We start from the raw sequence: 14142 nt of genomic DNA on the forward strand, positions 1-14142 counted from the left end.
ATCGAGCCGGCCCGGTGATCGAGCCTGTCGAGATCCCCGGGTCTAGGTGGCCTCTGAATCGAAGGGGGCGGGCTCGCCCTCCGGCAGCCGCTCGGCGACCCGGTCCGGGCGGTGATCCGCGAGGGCGGCGGCGGCGAAGGCGGCACCGGCAGTGGCGGGTGCTCCGGAGCTGACCGGTTTGGTGTCGTCGTCGAGCAGCGCTTCCTTGATGATCCTGCGCGGATCGTATTGCCGGGGATCGTACTTCTTCCAGTCGACGTCATCAATATCGATGCCGACTTCTTCCTTGATCTGTTCCCGGGCGCCGGACGCCATCCGGCGGACTTCCTTGACGATGTTGGCAAGTTTCTGGGTGTACTCGGGCAGCCTGCTGGGACCGATCACCAGGAGTCCGATGATCAGCAGAAGGAGAAACTCCGGTCCGTTGATTCCAAGCACTTTAGGAAGATTACCCTCTCGATCGGCCTGGCGACGATTCCGGGCGGTCCGGGCGGCGGCGGCAGCCTGCCGGTGCGCCCGTCATGGTGCCAGGAGCTCAAGGATCCTGCCCAGTCCCCGCTCCATCCGCTCGGGGACCCCGTCCGGCCCCCCGGCCGGGATGCCGGCGCCGGCCGGGGTGCCGGCGCCGGGCGGGGTGCCGGCGCCGGCCGCCAGGAGTGCGGCCACGCCGTCGCGGGCCTGCTCCGCAGGCAGATCCGCAACGTAGGTGAAGGTGGCACCGGAGACCTGGTAGATGGCCCGGAACGGGGCCGCCGCGTTGATCCAGAGCGTGCCGCTGCCGGGTCCCGGGCTGCGGGTCAATCCACTCAGCCCGGCGGCGGTGAAACCGTCCGCGGTGGCGGGGCGTCCGGTCAGGACATTGACCGGAGCGCCAGGCTGCTGCGCGCCGGCCGCTCCGTCCGCCGGGAGCAGGGTTCCATGCTGTTCGAGGACCGTGACAAAGTGCTGGCCGTCCGTGAGCCGCAGCTCCAGGACGTTCCCCCCGGCCGCCACGTCGCCCCGCGCCCAGATCAGGTGGAAGCCGAGTTCGCGCAGTTCCGGACATGCCCATCCCTGCGCGCGCAGGGTCGACAGCTGCTCCGCGCTGAGCGCACCGGCGGGGGTGAAGTCCGGCGCGCCGGTCAGGGTCCAGCCCGCGCCGCCCCCGGGTGCGGCGTCCCTTCCCAGGCCCCCGGCCGCCGCGGAACCGGCGGTGTCGTGCCGCAGGAAAGCGGCAGCGTCCGCGCCGTCCGCCAGCGGGGCCGCCGCACCACCCATCAGGTAGGCCACCCCGGCCATCAGGGCCATGGCCGCGGCTGCCCCGCCGGCAACAAGCGCCGGAATCCGCACCCGCGGGCGGCGCAGACCCGGCGGCAACGGCGGCAGGGCCGACGGGTCAGCGTCGTGCCGCTCCGCGGCGAGCTCCTGCGTCCTGGCCAGCAGGCGCGCGGTCAGGTCCTCGCTTGCCTCGGGGACCGCCGCGCCGCGGAGGCGCTCCAGATACTGGCGTTCCCGCTGCTGCCGCGCGCTGCACTCCGGGCAGGACTGCAGATGCCGGTGGCTTGCAGCCCCGGGCCGGCTGGGATTCCCGAGCCGGCCGGAGTTCCCGCACCCGGGGCCCCCCAGCAAACGTTTCAGCAGACCCATCGCCAGGTTCAGAGGAGGCCGGCGATGCGCGGCATCTTGAGCCGCGGCTTGAGGGACTGCTTGGCAGCCTGCTTCGGGCGGGGGTCACGGTGCGCGAGCTTCTCCCGGAGCATTGTCCGGCCCCGGTGAATACGCGACCGCACCGTTCCGAGTTTGATGCCCAGCGCGGCGGCGACCTCGTCGTAGGAGAGCCCCTCGAGGTCGCAGAGGACGACGGCGGCCCGGAAGTCCGGGGGCAGTTCCTCCAGGGCGGCCTGCACGTCCAGGTCCAGGTTGTTGAATTCGAAGCTTTGCTCCGGGCCCGGCTCACGGCCCGGAAGCCTGGATTCGGCGTCGTCCGCGAGGGCATCGAAACGGATGCGGCTCTTGCGCCGGGCCTGGTCCAGGAAAAGGTTGGTGGTGATCCGGTGCAGCCAGCCGTCCAGGGTCCCGGGCTTGAAATTCTCCAGCGAACGGAAGACGCGCACGAAGACCTCCTGGGTGAGGTCCTCGGCGTCGAACTTGTTGCCGGTCAGCCGGTACGCGAGGCGGTAGACCTTGGCGGAGTGGTTGGTCACCACTTCTTCCCAGGTCGGCCGGACCCACTCGGCTTCCGCGGGCTGGGACTCTTCAGTTGCAGGGACAGCTGTCGGATTCGACATCGTCCGCTCCCCTCATGGATGATACTTAGGCTTGGGCGGTTCCTGCTGGTGCAGGCTCCCGCACCTATGATTCGACGCCGATCACCACGCGGATGAGCGGATTCCCATCATGTCAAAATAAGCTGGGAATTTCCTGATCCGGGCGGGCCTTCCGCCCTCGGCGCAACGCCCCGCGCAGCGCCCTGCCCAGCGGCCTGCGGGACCCCGCGACGACCCGCCAGGACCCCGTGGAGACTGCGCGCAGCTGCGCCGCGGCACACCGCCGCTGCGCCATCGCAGCCGCAGCGAGGCTGCCTCCCGTGTGCGTCCCGCCGGACACAGTACGCTGTAGGGAACACTCCCCTGCCGCCCAGAAAGCGATAACCCATGAGCGCCGATAAGTCCACGAGCTGGTCCTACGCAGAAGATCTGCCTGCCGAGGATGAGGTCCTGTCGCACGCGCGCGAACGGTCCTTCGAGCTGGGCGTCACTCCGATCGGCCCCGGCGTGGGGGCAGTGCTGACCGTGCTCGCCGCCGCCTCCAAGGCGCAGACCGCCGTGGAGATCGGAACCGGCGCCGGTGTCTCCGGCGTGTGCATCCTGCGGGGCCTGGGCCCGCAGGCGGTCCTGACCACCATCGACGTCGACGTCGAGCACCTGAAAGCAGCACGGGAAGCGTTCCAGGAAGCCGGCAGCCCGGCCAACCGCACCCGCACGATTTCCGGCCGGGCCGGGGACGTCCTCCCCCGGCTGACTGACGGCGCCTACGATCTGGTGTTTATCGATGCCGACAAGCCCAGTTACCCCGGCTACGTGGAACAGGCCGTCCGGCTGCTCAAATCCGGCGGCCTGCTGATCGTCAACGACGCCCTGGACAAGGACCGCGTGGCGAATCCGGCGGCGCGCGAGGCCACCACTGTCGTCCTCCGCCATGTGGGCAAGGCCATCCGCGACGACGACCGGCTCGCTTCGGCCATGCTGCCCACCGGCGACGGCCTGCTGGTCGCCGTCAAGAAGTAGCCGTCAGGGAGTCTCACAGGCGGACAGCAAAGGGGGGCCCGCAAGCAACAGCTTGCGGGCCCCGCCCCTTGCGAAATCAATTTTTTGCGGGATCAAACGCACAAATCCCGCAGCGCGAAGCTATTCGGTGACGCCGACGAGGCATTCCTTCAGGTTGGTCGCTTCGGCAGCATTGAGTTCGACCACGAGTCGTCCTCCGCCTTCGAGCGGAACACGCATGATCAGGCTTCGTCCCTCTTTGGTTACTTCCATTGGGCCGTCGCCGGTGCGTGGTTTCATTGCCGCCATAAGGAATATCCCCTCCATTAGTCCCGTGACTTACCAGCCCGGCCGGGCTGGTCCGCTACCCTCCATTATCCCGTAATCCGGCGCCCGGAGCTAATCGTTGGACTTTCTACGCCGCCCTGCACGCCGTGCTGCCAAGGAGTGCTGCCGGCCGGGAAGGTGCGGTGCGTCACGGCGGATAGTCGCCGCCGCCGGGCAAAGGGGCCCACGCCCAGAGCCAGACGATCCAGACGATCTGCAGCAGCACGAACATGATGGCCACGGCCCCCCGGTAGGCCCGGGACCTGGAGACCAGGGCCGCGCCCAGCGCCAGGGGGAACAGCGGAAGCAGCATCCTGAAGGTGCTGGTCTGGGGATGCAGGAACACCAGCAGATAGCCCACGTAGCAGCAGCACCACAGCCTCAACTCCGCACCCAGGGCCGCCACGGGGCGGGACATCATGAACAGGGCGAAGGCCGCCACGAACACGAACGGCGCCAGGACTCCCAGCACCGGGCCGAAGAGCATGATTCCGGTGTCGAACCACGGCTTGAAGGGCACCAGGTCGTGTCCCCGCCAGACGGTTTCGGTCTTGGTGTAGGCCGCAATGTCCCCGGTGACGGCCCAGGCGATGGCGGGCCACAGGAGGGCCGAGATTCCGCTGACCGCCGTCAGCCCGGCCAGGGGCCAGAGCTGCGGGGCCGGATCGCCAGGTTCCTGGCGCCGCCGGGCCGGACGCCAGCGCTGCCACCCGCGGTAGACCAGCAGCAGCCCCACCATCGCTGCAAACGGCACGCCGGTGGGGCGCGACAGGCCCATCAGCAGCACCACGGGCATGGCCCGCAGGTACCGGCGCTCCAGCACGAGCAGCAGGGCGGTGCCGAGCAGCAGCAGGTTCAGTGACTCCGCGTACGGCACCTGCAGCACCGGGGACACCGGAAAAGTGGAGAAAAACATCGTCCCCCACAACGCCGCGCGGTGCGTGGCCCGGTGCCGGAAGATGCAGTAGGCCACGAGCGCCGCGCCCAGCCCGCCCACCATCGCGATGAGCGTCAGCGACCATGCCGGGCCCATCCCGGTCAGGCCCGAGACAACCCTGCCCAGCATGGGGAACAGGGCGTAGAAGGCCCACGCGTTTTCCTGGACGTTGCCGGCCGCGTCCGTGGGCAGGACAGCCGGGTAACCGTTGCGCAGGGCTTCGCCGTACCAGCGGGCATCCCAGATGTTGATGAAATTCCAGTAGTCCGGCTTGGGGGGAAACCACGGGTTCACGCCCTGGTGCAGGGCTGCGGCCATGAAGATGCAGGCGCTGACCAGCCTCGCCGCGACGTAGATTGCGCCCACCTGGATCCACCAGGGCCACCGCGCCAGGCGCGAGCCGGCGGCCGCCAGCCGCCCCCACGCCGCGGCGTTCAGCCCGGCGCTGGACGGCCCGGGCTCTCCTCCTTCCGGCTCCTGCAGGGTGCCGGGGGTAACCTCGGGTGTTGGGGTACCCGCGGGAGTGGGGATGTTCAAGGCCTCACGGATGTGCGCGGATTCCCTGCTCACGGCCGCTGCTCCGCTGCGGCTCGCAGGCGCCCCATTTCCTCGACGAGTTCCGCGATTTTCCGGTCCTTGGCAGCGATCTGGTCGCGCAGCTCGTCCAGCACCTGGTCCACCTGGTCCATCCGGTAGCCGCGGAGGCCGACGGCGAAGCGGAGGCGGTCGACGTCGGACGGTCCGGCATTCTCCGGGAGGAGCACCGGCGGCAGCGAGGCAACCGGCTCATCGAAGCCGTCCGCACAGGGCTGCCCGCCGCCGCGGGCGCTGCGGAAGATTTTCGGCGCCACGCCGGTGCCAAGGAGGACGGCGACGCCGATCAGCACGATCGCCAGGAAGATCAGGAAAAAGCTCACAGCTCCATCGTGCCAGACGTCGGCGCCGACGGCGCCCGGTTGTTCAGCCCCGCATGCCGCCGCCGGCGCCGTTACCGGTGTTGCCGGTGGGGTTCCGGTGGCGGGCGGCACCTTCGACGACGAGCGCGACCGCTTGTGCGGGATCATCCACCACCTGCACCAGATCAAGGTCCTCGACCGCCACCATGCCTTCGGACACCAGAGTGCTCCGGACCCAGTCGATCATCGGGCTCCAGAAGGCGGTGCCCAACAGGACGATCGGGAAGGATGTCACCTTGCGGGTCTGGACCAGGACCATCGCCTCGAAGAGCTCGTCCAGGGTTCCGAGCCCGCCGGGCAGCACGATGAAGCCCTGGGCGTACTTCACGAACATGGTCTTGCGGGCGAAGAAGTAGCGGAAGTTGACGCCCAGGTCCACCCACTGGTTCATGGCCTGCTCGAAGGGCAGTTCGATTCCGAGGCCCACGGACACGCCGTTGCCTTGGACCGCGCCCTTGTTGGCCGCTTCCATGGAGCCGGGGCCGCCGCCGGTGATGACGGCGAGGCCTGCTTCGGCCAGCCTCCGGCCTATCTCGACGGCGAGTTCGTAGTTGGCGCTGCCGGGCAGGGTGCGGGCGGAGCCGAAGACGCTCACGGCCGGCCCGAGGTCCGCAAGCGCGCCGAAGCCTTCCACGAACTCGCTCTGGATCCGCAGGACACGCCAGGGGTCGGTGTGGACGAACTGCCCTGGGCCTTTCGTGTCGAGCAGGGTCTGGTCCGACATCGTGACCTTCGCCTGTTTGCGCCGCAACTCCAGCGGACCCTTGTGCCGGATGCCGTTTGCCGGTGGCGTGTCGCGCTTTTCGGGCGCCGGCTTCCCGGCGGGGTTCCGGTCCTGATTTTGGTCCTGGTCATGCTGCCGATCGGTACTCATGCCCATAGGCTAGCGCGGAACACGCTCCCCGGCAGCCCGCGGGGCGTGTCCGGGGCTGCGCTCCGGCGGCCTGACGTGCAGGTATCTCTTGAATCACGATCTGAACCAAGTGGGAGTGATTGCGGTCAGAGGGCGCTGATGTTCGCTAGATTCTTCTTATGACTACTCAAGTGCCCGGCGATGCGCTCGTCACCCTGGATGCCGTCAACAAGCATTACGGCCCGCTGCACGTCTTGAAGGACATCAATCTGAATGTCCGCAAGGGTGAGGTTGTCGTTGTTATCGGACCGTCGGGTTCGGGAAAGTCAACGCTGTGCCGCGCGATCAACCGTCTCGAGACGATCGACGACGGCGTCATCAGGATCGACGGCAAGGAACTCCCCGAAGAAGGCAAGGAACTGGCAAAGCTGCGGGCCGACGTCGGCATGGTCTTCCAGTCCTTCAACCTGTTTGCGCACAAGACGATCCTGGAAAACGTCACCCTCGGCCCCATCAAGGTCAAGGGCGTTGCCAAGGCCCAGGCGGACAAGGATGCGATGGCACTGCTGGAACGCGTCGGCGTCGGGCAGCAGGCTCCCAAGCTTCCGGCCCAGCTTTCGGGCGGCCAGCAGCAGCGCGTGGCCATCGCCCGGGCACTGGCGATGAAGCCGAAGGTAATGCTCTTCGATGAGCCCACCTCGGCCCTGGACCCGGAAATGATCAACGAAGTCCTCGACGTCATGATCCAGCTGGCCAAGGAGGGCATGACCATGATCGTGGTCACCCACGAGATGGGCTTCGCGCGGAAGGCCGCCCACCGTGTCGTGTTCATGGCCGACGGCCAGATCGTCGAGGACTCGACGCCCGAAGAATTCTTCACCAACCCCAAGAGCAGCCGGGCCAAGGACTTCCTGTCCAAGCTGCTGACTCACTGAGTCCACTCGAGTTCGCACCCGGGCCGCCGCACGGCGGCCGTCCAATGAAAGGAATGTCATGAAGGCATTTTTGTCCAGGAGGAAATCCCTTCTGGTTGCTGCCTCCGCGGCTCTGGCGCTGAGCCTCAGCGCCTGCGGCGGCGGCGGCGGCACCGCCACCTCCAACCCGCCTGTCGCCGAGAAGCCGAGCTTCGCCGCCGACACGACCATGGCCAAGCTTTCATCCGCAGGAAAGATCACCATCGGCACCAAGTTCGACCAGCCGCTGTTCGGCCAGAAGGGCCTCGACGGCAAGCCGGTGGGCTTCGACGTCGAGATCGGCAAGCTGATTGCCGCCAAGCTCGGGATCGCTGCTGACAAGATCGAGTGGGTTGAAACTGTCTCCGCCAACCGCGAGCCGTTCATCCAGCAGGGCCGGGTGGACATCATTGTCGCCACCTACACCATCAACGACAAGCGCAAGGAAGTGGTTGGCTTCGCCGGCCCCTACTACGAGGCGGGCCAGGCCCTGATGGTGAACAAGGACAACACCACCATCACCAAGCCGGAGGACGTCAAGGGCAAGAACGTCTGTTCCGTCACCGGTTCCACCCCTGCCGCCACCATCGTGGAAAAGTACGGAGCAGTCCTGGTTCCGGCCGCGACCTACTCCGCCTGCCTGGAGCCGCTCCGCAACAAGCAGGTCGAAGCCATCACCACGGACAACGTGATTCTTGCCGGCTTCGTGGACAAGGAACCCGATGCCTTCAAGCTGGCGTCGGATCAAACGTTCACCAAGGAGCCCTACGGCATCGGCCTGAAGAAGGAGGACACCGTCTTCCGCGGCTGGATCAACGACCAGCTGGAGGCATTCGCCAAGGACGGTTCCTACAAGAAGGCCTGGGAAGCCACGGCGGGCTCGGCCATCAAGACCGCCCCGGAACTTCCCGCACTGAACCGCTACTGACCCTGGACTGGCGGTTGCCGGAGCCCGCTCCTGCCAGCGCCGGCAACCGCCAGTCCCCGGTCCGTTCCAATCCGCCGATCGCAGTTGAAGGATCCCATGGACGTCATTATCGAGAACCTGCCGCTGTACTGGAACGGCTTTCTCAGAACACTTTTCCTGTCCACTGTGTCCGGGGTGATCGCCCTGTTTGTGGGAACCCTCCTTGCGGCAGCCAGGGTTTCGCCCGTGGCGGCCCTGCGGGGATTCAGCACGGCGTACGTGGAAATCTTGCGAAACACGCCCCTGACCATCGCCTTCTTTTTTGCCGCGATCGTGCTGCCCAGGCTTGGAGTGAAGTTTGAGCAGTTCGAAGTGGCGGCCATCATCGCCCTGAGCGCCTACACCGCAGCCTTCATCGCAGAAGCTGTCCGCTCCGGTGTCAACAGCGTTCCCGTTGGGCAGGCCGAGGCCGCGCGCAGCATCGGCATGAACTTCGGCCAGGTGCTGTCCCTGATCATCCTCCCGCAGGCGCTGAGAACGGTCATTCCGCCGTTGATCAACATCCTGATAGCCCTCGTGAAGAACTCGTCCGTCGCCGGCGCCTTTTTCGTGCTGGAACTGTTCGGTTACGGCCGGCAGCTCGCCAACGCCAATGGCGACCAGGTGCTGGCCGTTCTCCTCGGAGTGGCCTTCTTCTACCTGCTGATCACCGTTCCGCTGGGCATCCTGGCGAGCACCGTCGAACGAAAGGTGGCGATCGCCCGATGAGTTCAGTTCTATACGACGTCCCGGGGCCCAAGGCCCGAAGGGTTTCACGTATTGGTTCCGTGATCGGCTCCCTGCTGATCGTCGGCTTGCTGGCGTGGATCGCCAGCACCCTGGCACAGCAGGGAATCTTCGAGGGCCGCCGGTGGGCCATCTTCACCCGTGCGGATGTCTGGACGCTGCTCGGGAACGGCATCGGTGCCACCCTCAGCGCTGCCGCTGTGGCAGCAGTCATCGCGTTCCCCCTGGGGCTGTTGCTGTGCCTCCTGCGGATTTCCGACGTCGCCGCCATCCGGATACCCGTACGGATCGTGCTGGAATTCCTCCGGGGCATGCCCGTTGTCCTGATGATGTTTTTTGTTTTGTTGGTGTTCGGCACCAACCAGTTCATCGCAGTGGTGGCTGGACTTGTCCTGTACAACGCGGCCGTCTTCGCGGAAATCATCCGCGCCGGCATCCAGTCCCTGCCCAAGGGACAGCGTGAAGCCGGCCTCACGGTGGGCCTGACCAGCTTCCAGTCCCGGATGATCATCGAACTTCCGCAGGCCGTCCGCCGTATGATGCCCTCGCTCGTGGCCCAGCTCGTGGTGCTGCTGAAGGACACGTCCCTGGGCTACATCGTGGCGTACGGTGAACTGCTCCGGGCGGTGCAGGTCATGGCCGACTTCCTGGGGACGCAGTTCCTGTTCCCGATCTTCTTTGTAGCCGCCGCGATCTACATTGCGATCAACATTTGCGTGTCCCGCATCGCAGTCTGGATCGAGCGCCGCGGAACCACGAAGGCGGCAGGCGGGGTTGCCAAGGCTGAGCCTGCAGCCGTGGAGACCGCCGCAAAGTAGCCATAGACCAGGAAGGGCCCGGATCCACAGGATCCGGGCCCTTCCTCGTGAGCAGATCAGGCCGCGAGCCAGGTCCGCAGCGCCCGCAGGCATTCGCGGATCGCGTCGGCCTCCACATGCTCGTTGTCCTTGTGCGCCAGCAATGCGTCGCCCGGGCCGAAGTTCACCGCAGGGATCCCCAGCTCACTGAACCGCGCGACGTCGGTCCAGCCGTATTTGGGCTTCGGCTCCGCTCCGACGGCGGCGACAAAGGACGCGGCGGCCGGGTGCGTCAGTCCGGGACGCGCGCCGGCGGCGCTGTCGGTGCGCACGACGTCGAACCCCGCCAGCAGTTCGCGCACATGCGCTTCCGCCTGGTCCGGGGTCTTGTCCGGGGCGAAGCGGTAGTTGATCTCCACGACGCAGCGGTCCGGGATGACGTTGCCCGCGGTGCCGCCGTTGATCTTCACCGCGTTGAGGCTTTCACGGTACTGGAGCCCGTCCACGTCGACGGTCAGGGGCTCGTAGGCGGCCAGCCGGGCCAGGATCGGGGCCGCCGCGTGGATGGCATTGCTGCCCATCCAGGCGCGGGCCGAGTGGGCCGCTTCCCCCGACGTGGTCGCTTCGAAGCGGATGGTGCCGTTGCAGCCGCCCTCCACCGTCCCGTCCGTGGGCTCGAGCAGGATCGCGAAGTCCCCGCCCAGCAGGGCCCCATGGTTGCGGACGAGGCGGCCGAGCCCGCTCTTGGCGGCCTCGACTTCCTCATGGTCGTAGAAGACGAAGGTGACGTCCCTGTCCGGCGCGGCGCCGCCGTCGAACAGGGCAGCGGCCAGGGCAAGCTGCACCGCGACTCCCCCCTTCATGTCCGTGGCGCCGCGGCCGTAGAGGACGCCTTCGCCGGGCGCCCCTGAGGGCCAGAAGGCGGGCACGGTCCCCAGCGACCCGTCCGTGGCAGGCAGCGGCACGGTGTCCAGATGCCCGGCCAGGATGACCCGCTCGCGCCGTCCCAGGCTGGTGCGGGCGATGATCGAATCCCCGTCGCGGACCAGTTCCAGTTCCGGGATGGTGCGGAGGGCCTGCTCGACGGCGTCGGCCAGCTCCCTTTCGTTGCCGGAGACGCTGTTGAAGTCGATCAGGTCGGCGGTGAGGAGGGCAACATCCTGGCGCAGGTCAAGGCGGGGGCGGGCGTGCAAGGGAAGGGCAGAGGCCGGGGCAGGAGCGTCCGAGTCAGTCACGGTTCCACCTTATCCGTTGCCCTGCCCTCATTTCATATCGTCTGGCCCGCAATAGTTGTCGTTCAGGGGCCGCAAAACGACAACTTCTGCCAGTCACTTGGGCGACTCCGGTTTCAGCCGCCCCGGCCGCTCTCGATAGACTTGGGCCATGACTGAAACCGCTGCTTCCGCCGTGCCCGCCGACTCCCGCTCCGCCGCCCGTTCCGACGCCCGTTCCGACGCCCGCGCTGCCTACGGCTACGGGGTGGCCACCGTCTCGACCCGCAACGGTGAAGCCACCGTGCTGGATGTCTGGTTTCCGGCGCCCGCCCTCGGAACCGCGGCGGAAAACCTGCGCGGCGTCGAAAACGCGGACCAGTCCCTGACCGACATTGCCGCCAGCGGCGCGGACCAGGACCGCGGCACCGAACAGAAGGTCGTCTTCGTCCAGATCCACCTCGACGAAGCCCCCGCGGACACGGCCGACGCCTACCTGCGCCTCCACCTGCTCTCGCACCGCCTGGTCCGGCCAAACACCATCAACCTCGACGGCATCTTCGGCAAGCTCCCCAACGTGGTGTGGACCAACTTCGGCCCCGCCGCCGTCGAGGACTTCGAACTGACCCGTGCACGCCTGCGCCGGCGCGGCGCCGTCACCGTCTTCGGCGTGGACAAGTTCCCGCGGATGGTTGACTACGTCATCCCGTCCGGCGTCCGGATCGCCGACGCCGACCGCGTCCGGCTCGGTGCTCACCTGGCCGAGGGCACCACGGTCATGCACGAGGGCTTCGTGAACTTCAACGCAGGAACGCTCGGCGCCTCCATGGTCGAAGGCCGCATCTCGGCCGGCGTCGTCACCGGTGACGGATCCGACGTCGGTGGCGGCGCGTCGATCATGGGCACCCTGTCCGGCGGCGGCAAGGAAAAAATCGCCGTGGGCGAGCGCGTCCTGCTCGGCGCCAACTCCGGCGTCGGCATCAGCATCGGCGACGACTCCGTCGTGGAGGCGGGCCTCTACGTGACGGCCGGAACGCGCGTCCGGGTCACCGGGGCCAAGGACGCCGACGGCGAGGACATCACCCGGATCGTCAAGGCCGTGGAACTCTCCGGTGTTCCCAACCTGCTCTTCCGCCGCAACTCCACCACCGGCGCCGTGGAGGCCATCCCCCGCAAGGGGCAGACCGTTGAGCTCAACGAGGACCTGCACGCCAACTAAGGCTGATGCCGGATACCTGGCGCGGACAAGCCGCCTGCGGATGACGCGGCGTGGAAATGGAACGGCCCGGAGGGGCCCGAGGGAGTAATTTCGTGGCACGAAGAGGCAGTTGGCGCCGTCGGATCGTGCTCCTGCTGACCCTTGCGATGGTCGCAGGCGGCATCTACACCGCGGTGGCGTTCCTGCAGCGCTCGGAAACCCTGATAGACGAACGCTGCACGGCCGCCGGCGACGGGGGCGACGAACTCGCCACCGACCAGGCCGCGAACGCCGGCCTGATCACCGCTGTCGCTGTGCAGCGGGGGCTGCCGGCCCGGGCAGCCAGCATCGCCCTCGCCACGGCCATGCAGGAATCCAAACTGCGCAATATCGGCCACGGCGACCAGGCCGGTCCCGACTCCCGCGGCCTGTTCCAGCAGCGGCCGTCCCAGGGCTGGGGCACCGCAGAGCAGGTGATGGACCCCTATCACGCGAGCAACGCCTTCTACGATGCACTGACGAAGGTCTCGGGCTACCAGTCGCTGGAGCTCACCGACGCCGCGCAAAGGGTCCAGCACTCCGCCTACCCGGGCGCCTACGCCCAGCACGAGGCGATGGCCAAGGCGTTCGCCTCCGCGCTGAGCGGCCAGAGCGCCGCAGGACTTGACTGCACGCTGCGTTCCCCCGACGCTGCCGGTGATCCGGCCGTGGTGCAGGCGGAACTGGCCGCGGCTTTCGGGGCTGTTCCGGCGTCTTCGGACGGCAGGACGCTGCTGGTGGAAGCCGGGGGCACCCAGGCCTGGGCCGTGGCGCAATGGGCCGTGGCGAATGCCAAGTCGCTCGGCATCACCGAGGTACAGACGGACGGGCACAGCTGGAGCCGGGAGGCGCGCAACGGCTGGCAGGCTTCAGGGGCGCAGGCCGGGCAGATCAGCGTGACGGTCGCAGGGGCTCCCGAGCAGTAGCTCCCGCCCGGTAGCTCCCGCCTGGTAGCGGGCCCCTGCGTGGGGCCGGCAGCGGCGCCGGCATGTTCGTCAGATCAGGAGCTCCACCACGGGCTGCACATAACTGCGGAACAGCTCGGGCTGGGACAGCAGCTCGTGGCTCATGATCATCTTGTCCGGCTCCAGATACCAGGCCCGGGGCTCCGCCAGCGGCAGCTCGATAATGGTGAGGTCGAAATCGTTGGAGGCCCTGCCCACCTCCAGCAGCCGGTCGTCCACCATGTCCGCCAGCACCTGCGCCGCGCCGCTGGCTTCCCGCTCCGCCTCCAGTGCCCCATACTCGCCGCGGCGCTCCCTGGCCCAGATCAGCGCAGCGCCGAAGTGCGCCTGCAACACCCGCCGCAGTGCCGGTGAATTGCTGAAGGCCCGGAAAGCCGGCGGGGCCAGCTCCGGGGACATCTCCGGGTAGGCCTTCAGGAGCTGCTCCCACCAGGCCTCCCATTCGGTTTTAAGAGCACTGAAACCGCCCACATCCGCGATCAGGTGCGAGTGGTCCGCGGGGCGGATTTTGGGTGCCGCGTGGCTGAGGGCAGGATGCCCGGCAGTCACCAGGCCGGCGGCGTCTCGAACGTAAAGTGCAATGAGCATAGGACCCGAAGTGTCCATGGTGATCCGCCAGCCAGATCCGCCTGCATGGTGCATCCGATTGCCTCCCTTGGCAAGACGTACATTCCCAGTGTATTCCTGAAGCTACAGCACGTTAATGGCTGGCCGCCTGGCTTCGCGCACGGCTCGCCGCACGGCTCGCCGCAGGGCACGCGTGGCGGGCCTGCCGGGGTTGAAAGACGGGCGCAGTTTTTGGGATACCGTAAAGCCATGAGAATTCTGGTTACTGGCGGGACCGGCTACATCGGTTCGCACACTGTCCTGTCGCTGCAGGAGGCCGGCCATGAGGTCGTGGTCATCGACAATCTGGTGAACTCCAGCGAGGAATCGCTGCGGCGGGTCGCGGGGCTCAGCGGGAAGGC

The 14142-nt window shown here is 67.6% G+C and carries 17 protein-coding genes; 8 read left to right on the top strand and 9 right to left on the bottom strand.

Going from position 1 to position 14142, the window contains the following annotated elements; all coding sequences use genetic code 11:
• Positions 1-42: 42 nt before the first annotated feature.
• The 3 genes from J9611_RS03730 to sigE all read right to left on the bottom strand — a co-directional run bounded on the left by J9611_RS03730 (position 43) and on the right by sigE (position 2267).
• Positions 43-438, bottom strand: a complete 396-nt coding sequence (locus tag J9611_RS03730) for a twin-arginine translocase TatA/TatE family subunit (RefSeq protein WP_211877825.1) — start codon at positions 436-438, stop codon at positions 43-45.
• Positions 439-519: 81 nt separating this feature from the next.
• Entirely contained in the window at positions 520-1608 is a 1089-nt protein-coding gene (locus tag J9611_RS03735) for an anti-sigma factor (RefSeq protein WP_211877826.1), read from the bottom strand.
• Between the two features lie 26 nt (positions 1609-1634).
• A complete protein-coding gene (gene sigE, locus J9611_RS03740; RefSeq protein WP_211877827.1) occupies positions 1635-2267 on the bottom strand; it encodes an RNA polymerase sigma factor SigE in 633 nt (210 codons plus the stop codon).
• A 366-nt stretch (positions 2268-2633) separates the two neighbouring features.
• Between sigE and J9611_RS03745 the strand changes: the two genes are divergently transcribed.
• Positions 2634-3266, top strand: a complete 633-nt coding sequence (locus J9611_RS03745; RefSeq protein ID WP_211877828.1) for an O-methyltransferase — start codon at positions 2634-2636, stop codon at positions 3264-3266.
• 120 nt (positions 3267-3386) lie between these two features.
• On the opposite strand, the gene J9611_RS03750 is transcribed toward J9611_RS03745, so the two are convergent.
• The 4 genes from J9611_RS03750 to J9611_RS03765 form a co-directional block, all read right to left on the bottom strand.
• Positions 3387-3554, bottom strand: a complete 168-nt coding sequence (locus tag J9611_RS03750) for a DUF3117 domain-containing protein (protein ID WP_079550332.1) — start codon at positions 3552-3554, stop codon at positions 3387-3389.
• 166 nt (positions 3555-3720) lie between these two features.
• Complete coding sequence (locus J9611_RS03755) at positions 3721-4902, bottom strand: putative hexosyltransferase (RefSeq protein ID WP_211877863.1); 1182 nt, start codon at positions 4900-4902, stop codon at positions 3721-3723.
• A gap of 173 nt (positions 4903-5075) precedes the next feature.
• Positions 5076-5426 carry a DivIVA domain-containing protein gene (locus J9611_RS03760; RefSeq protein ID WP_307857008.1) on the bottom strand — a complete coding sequence of 117 codons (351 nt, stop codon included), beginning with the start codon at positions 5424-5426 and terminating at the stop codon, positions 5076-5078.
• Between the two features lie 43 nt (positions 5427-5469).
• A complete protein-coding gene (locus tag J9611_RS03765; RefSeq protein WP_372447757.1) occupies positions 5470-6189 on the bottom strand; it encodes an LOG family protein in 720 nt (239 codons plus the stop codon).
• A 308-nt stretch (positions 6190-6497) separates the two neighbouring features.
• On the opposite strand from J9611_RS03765, the gene J9611_RS03770 reads away from it, so the two are divergent.
• From J9611_RS03770 to J9611_RS03785, 4 genes are all read left to right on the top strand, one after another.
• Positions 6498-7253, top strand: coding sequence for an amino acid ABC transporter ATP-binding protein (locus tag J9611_RS03770; protein ID WP_211877831.1), 756 nt, complete (start codon positions 6498-6500; stop codon positions 7251-7253).
• Positions 7254-7311: 58 nt separating this feature from the next.
• A complete protein-coding gene (locus J9611_RS03775) occupies positions 7312-8199 on the top strand; it encodes a glutamate ABC transporter substrate-binding protein (RefSeq protein ID WP_211877832.1) in 888 nt (295 codons plus the stop codon).
• Positions 8200-8295: 96 nt separating this feature from the next.
• The gene (locus tag J9611_RS03780; protein ID WP_211877833.1) at positions 8296-8946 is read left to right on the top strand and encodes an amino acid ABC transporter permease; all 651 of its coding nucleotides are present in this window, start codon (positions 8296-8298) and stop codon (positions 8944-8946) included.
• Positions 8943-9782 carry an amino acid ABC transporter permease gene (locus tag J9611_RS03785; RefSeq protein ID WP_211877834.1) on the top strand — a complete coding sequence of 280 codons (840 nt, stop codon included), beginning with the start codon at positions 8943-8945 and terminating at the stop codon, positions 9780-9782. The genes J9611_RS03780 and J9611_RS03785 overlap by 4 nt, the downstream gene beginning before the upstream one ends.
• A 56-nt stretch (positions 9783-9838) precedes the next feature.
• On the opposite strand, the gene dapE is transcribed toward J9611_RS03785, so the two are convergent.
• On the bottom strand, positions 9839-10996 hold the full coding sequence (gene dapE, locus J9611_RS03790; RefSeq protein WP_211877835.1) for a succinyl-diaminopimelate desuccinylase: 1158 nt from the start codon (positions 10994-10996) through the stop codon (positions 9839-9841).
• A 148-nt stretch (positions 10997-11144) separates the two neighbouring features.
• Here dapE and dapD point away from each other — a divergent pair, with 148 nt between their 5' ends.
• Positions 11145-12191 carry a 2,3,4,5-tetrahydropyridine-2,6-dicarboxylate N-succinyltransferase gene (gene dapD, locus J9611_RS03795; protein ID WP_211877836.1) on the top strand — a complete coding sequence of 349 codons (1047 nt, stop codon included), beginning with the start codon at positions 11145-11147 and terminating at the stop codon, positions 12189-12191.
• Between the two features lie 92 nt (positions 12192-12283).
• Positions 12284-13135 (top strand): hypothetical protein, encoded by an 852-nt coding sequence (locus J9611_RS03800; protein ID WP_372447756.1) that lies wholly within the window; start codon positions 12284-12286, stop codon positions 13133-13135.
• Between the two features lie 69 nt (positions 13136-13204).
• Here J9611_RS03800 and J9611_RS03805 read toward each other — a convergent pair whose 3' ends face one another.
• Positions 13205-13816, bottom strand: coding sequence for a hypothetical protein (locus tag J9611_RS03805; RefSeq protein WP_211877838.1), 612 nt, complete (start codon positions 13814-13816; stop codon positions 13205-13207).
• Positions 13817-13990: 174 nt separating this feature from the next.
• Between J9611_RS03805 and J9611_RS03810 the strand changes: the two genes are divergently transcribed.
• On the top strand, positions 13991-14142 hold a 152-nt coding region (locus tag J9611_RS03810; RefSeq protein WP_211877867.1), incomplete at its 3' end, for an NAD-dependent epimerase/dehydratase family protein.

Source organism: Pseudarthrobacter albicanus (assembly GCF_018224015.1).
GTDB classification, from domain to species: domain Bacteria; phylum Actinomycetota; class Actinomycetes; order Actinomycetales; family Micrococcaceae; genus Arthrobacter; species Arthrobacter albicanus.

What these genes read in the sequence shown, in the direction of transcription:
- sigE (WP_211877827.1), bottom strand. Translation starts at nt 2,267, where the DNA reads ATGTCGAATCCGACAGCTGTCCCTGCAACTGAAGAGTCCCAGCCCGCG.
- J9611_RS03745 (WP_211877828.1), top strand. Translation starts at nt 2,634, where the DNA reads ATGAGCGCCGATAAGTCCACGAGCTGGTCCTACGCAGAAGATCTGCCT.
- J9611_RS03750 (WP_079550332.1), bottom strand. Translation starts at nt 3,554, where the DNA reads ATGGCGGCAATGAAACCACGCACCGGCGACGGCCCAATGGAAGTAACC.
- J9611_RS03765 (WP_372447757.1), bottom strand. Translation starts at nt 6,189, where the DNA reads ATGTCGGACCAGACCCTGCTCGACACGAAAGGCCCAGGGCAGTTCGTC.
- J9611_RS03770 (WP_211877831.1), top strand. Translation starts at nt 6,498, where the DNA reads ATGACTACTCAAGTGCCCGGCGATGCGCTCGTCACCCTGGATGCCGTC.
- J9611_RS03775 (WP_211877832.1), top strand. Translation starts at nt 7,312, where the DNA reads ATGAAGGCATTTTTGTCCAGGAGGAAATCCCTTCTGGTTGCTGCCTCC.
- J9611_RS03780 (WP_211877833.1), top strand. Translation starts at nt 8,296, where the DNA reads ATGGACGTCATTATCGAGAACCTGCCGCTGTACTGGAACGGCTTTCTC.
- J9611_RS03785 (WP_211877834.1), top strand. Translation starts at nt 8,943, where the DNA reads ATGAGTTCAGTTCTATACGACGTCCCGGGGCCCAAGGCCCGAAGGGTT.
- dapD (WP_211877836.1), top strand. Translation starts at nt 11,145, where the DNA reads ATGACTGAAACCGCTGCTTCCGCCGTGCCCGCCGACTCCCGCTCCGCC.
- J9611_RS03805 (WP_211877838.1), bottom strand. Translation starts at nt 13,816, where the DNA reads ATGCACCATGCAGGCGGATCTGGCTGGCGGATCACCATGGACACTTCG.